The following is a 3,180-nucleotide window of genomic DNA, read 5'->3' on the forward strand; positions in this document are numbered from 1 at the left end:
CGCCGCGGACACCGGCCCGGACGCGAGCCGCCACGCTAGCGCTACCGTCACCGTCGCCGCTCCCACGGCGATCGCCAGCGCCACCAGCGCAGCGGCGCGGGCGTCCCATCGCCGACGTGGCGCCAGAGTGGTCGCCACGGAATCGAATACGTCGTCGAAGACGGTCGGTATCGGTATCGGTGGCGCCGGTGCGAGAACCAGTACCTCACCCTCGGAGACACCCGCGCCGCCCAGGGTGAGGTGGCCGCCCAACGGGTCATCGCCGACCCTGCCGAGCGCCCATGGAGTCGTCCACGCCTGATCCGCGGGGATCCGGGCCCGCGGACCGATAACCCGCAACAACTCCGGCACCAGGAGTTCGACGGGCGCCTCAGGCGGCAACGACAGGTCGGCTTGAGCTCGGCCACACAGCACCGAGACTCGAACGAGCGCAACCGAATCCGGATGATCGTCAGGGTCGAGCCGGCCCGGTATCGGGCTCGGTGGCGCGGCAGAGGACCGCGCCACGGGTACCGGGGCGCCGTAGTCGACAGCCATCTCCGCTCTCCTTCCCGGGGTCGCACGACCCCGTCATCAGTTGGACGCACGGGGGCGCCGATCGGTTCCATTCCCGTATTCCGCGCAAACCTGTCGGTACCCGCGTGCACAGTGGTGTCGTCGCCTCGATACGACGTGTGGGGACACGTGCGAGGCGGCGCGGGGATCGGCGCGGGAGGTGCGCCGCGGCAATCGGATTCGGGGGACTGCAGATGGGGTACACAACCGAGGCGCCGAGTGGGGCGCCGGTAGGTCGCGTGGGTGTGGGGGATCCGATCCACGAACCGGTCACCACCGGTTTCGCGCGGCGGCCCCGGATAGCGCCGCCGCGCATGCCCGGCGGCGAGGTGGCCCTGCAGGCCCCGCCGGAGATCCCGCGGGTCGTACCCGGCGGCCTCGTGGGCAAGCTGATGCCGGTGGTCATGGTGATCGCCGTGGTCGGCATGGTCGCCTTGATGCTCACGTCCGGGTCGTCGATGATGAGCAACCCGTTCATGATGATGTTCCCGCTCATGATGCTCGTGTCGATGGCCGGCATGTATGGCGGCGGAGGGCGTAGCGGGGCGCCCCGGGCGGCCGAGTTGAACGAGGACCGCAAGGACTACCTGCGGTACCTTGCGCAGACTCGTTCTCAGGTGGAACAGACCAAGGCGGAACAGCATTCGATGCTCACCTTCATCCATCCCGAGCCTGCGCTACTGCCCGGCCTCGCAGGCACGCGCAGGATGTGGGAGCGGCGTCCCGGCGACCCGGACTTCCTGCACGTCCGTGTCGGGGTGGGCGGCCAGCGGCTCGCGACGCGGCTCATGCCGCCCGAGACGGGGCCGGTCGAGGACCTCGAGCCGGTCGCGACGGTGGCCCTGCGCCGCTTCGTGCGGGGGCACTCGGCGGTGCCGGGACTTCCGGTGGCAGTGGCACTCCGTGGGTTCCCAGCGATCGGGGTCGACGGGGGCGGAGCCGTCCCGCTGGTGCGAACCCTACTGCTGCAGGCCGCGGCGCTGCACGGGCCGGACCACCTCCGCATCGCGGTCGTCACCCCCGATCCCGAGACGCCGAGGTGGCGGTGGCTCAAGTGGCTCCCGCACGTCGCGCACCCCTCGCACTCGGATGCGGTGGGACCGTGCCGCATGGTCTACCCCGACGGTGCCGCGCTCGAGGCCGCGCTGGCCGATCACCTGGCCGATCACGCGGCGTTCAGCAGGTCGGCGCCCGCCGACGCGGGCCGGGCTCACTACGTCGTGGTGTTCGACCGGCCCGCGGTGGCCGCGCCGGACGGCACGTTCGACGCGCTCGGGGGGCTCGACGGTGTGACGGTGGTCGATATCGCGCCCGGCACCGAGTCCCTGGCCGTGCGGCGAGGTCTGCAGCTGGTGGCCGACTGCTCGGGCGGGATGTGGCGCGTGGGCGCGAGAAGTGCCGCGGGCACGGAGTTCTTCGCCGTGCCGGACCTCGTCGCCGCCGGTGCCGCCGAGGTGGTCGCCCGCCGGGTGGGACGGTACCGCCCGGCGTCGGTGGCACAGCTGGTGGCGTTCGACGCGGACACGGGTCCCACGGATCCCGGACTGATGAGCCTGCTGGGGATCCGAGACGCTGCCGGCATCACACCGGAGGCGGTGTGGCGGGAACGCATCGGGCGCGAGCGTCTGCGCGTGCCGATCGGCGTCGGCCCGCGCGGCGAGACCGTGGAATTGGATATCAAAGAGGCAGCCGAGAACGGTATGGGCCCGCACGGACTGTGCATCGGTGCTACAGGCAGCGGTAAGTCCGAGTTCCTCCGGACGCTCGTGCTGTCCCTCGTGGCCACGCACTCGCCCGAGTCGCTCAACCTGATCCTGGTGGACTTCAAGGGCGGCGCAACCTTTCTGGGCCTGGAACCGCTGCGACACGTCGCCGCCGTGATCACCAACCTCGAGGAGGAGATCGCGATGGTCGACCGCATGCGCGACGCGCTCTCCGGCGAGATGAACCGCCGCCAGGAGGTGCTGCGCCGGGCGGGCAACTTCGCCAACGTCTCCGATTACGAGAAGGCCCGACGTGCCGGCGCGCCCCTCGAGCCGCTGCCGGCGCTCCTGGTGATCGTCGACGAGTTCTCCGAGCTGCTCGCGCAGAAGCCGGATTTCGCCGAGTTGTTCGTGGCGATCGGCCGCCTCGGCAGGTCGCTGCACATCCATCTGCTGCTCGCGTCGCAGCGCCTCGAGGAGGGCAAGCTGCGCGGCCTCGACTCGCACCTTTCGTACCGGATAGGTCTGAAGACGTTCTCGGCCAACGAGTCCCGCGTCGTCCTGGGTGTGCCGGACGCGTACCACCTGCCGTCGACGCCCGGGGCCGGGTACCTCAAGTGCGATGCCGACGAGCCCAGGCGGTTCCACGCGAGCTACGTCTCCGGGCCGTACGAGCCCCCGCTCGACGGTGCCGGTGCAGCGCGTCGGTCGCTGGGTAGCGCGCGGGTCTGCGAGTTCACCGTCGGACCCGTCGCGGTTCGGCCGGAGCGATCCGACGCCGCGCCGCCCGGACGTGTGCGGGCGCAGCGGAACGGCCCCCTGGTGTCGATCGCCGTGGGGGCACAGAGCCCGGTGCCCGGCGCCGGCCCGGTGCCGGCGGCCGGCTCGGCGACCGTCCTGTCCACCGTCGTCGCGCGTCTCG

2 protein-coding genes are annotated in these 3,180 nt (G+C 71.6%); one reads left to right on the forward strand and one right to left on the reverse strand.

Going from position 1 to position 3,180, the window contains the following annotated elements; all coding sequences use genetic code 11:
* A partial coding sequence (locus tag ABD908_RS26960; protein WP_345001929.1) for an EsaB/YukD family protein occupies nt 1-537 on the reverse strand: 537 nt, incomplete at its 3' end.
* Between the two features lie 332 nt (nt 538-869).
* Here ABD908_RS26960 and eccCa point away from each other — a divergent pair.
* Nucleotides 870-3,180: type VII secretion protein EccCa (gene eccCa, locus ABD908_RS26965; RefSeq protein WP_345001931.1), on the forward strand; the 2,311-nt coding region annotated here is incomplete at its 3' end.

This window comes from Tsukamurella soli (genome assembly GCF_039541155.1).
In the GTDB taxonomy this organism is placed as follows: domain Bacteria; phylum Actinomycetota; class Actinomycetes; order Mycobacteriales; family Mycobacteriaceae; genus Tsukamurella; species Tsukamurella soli.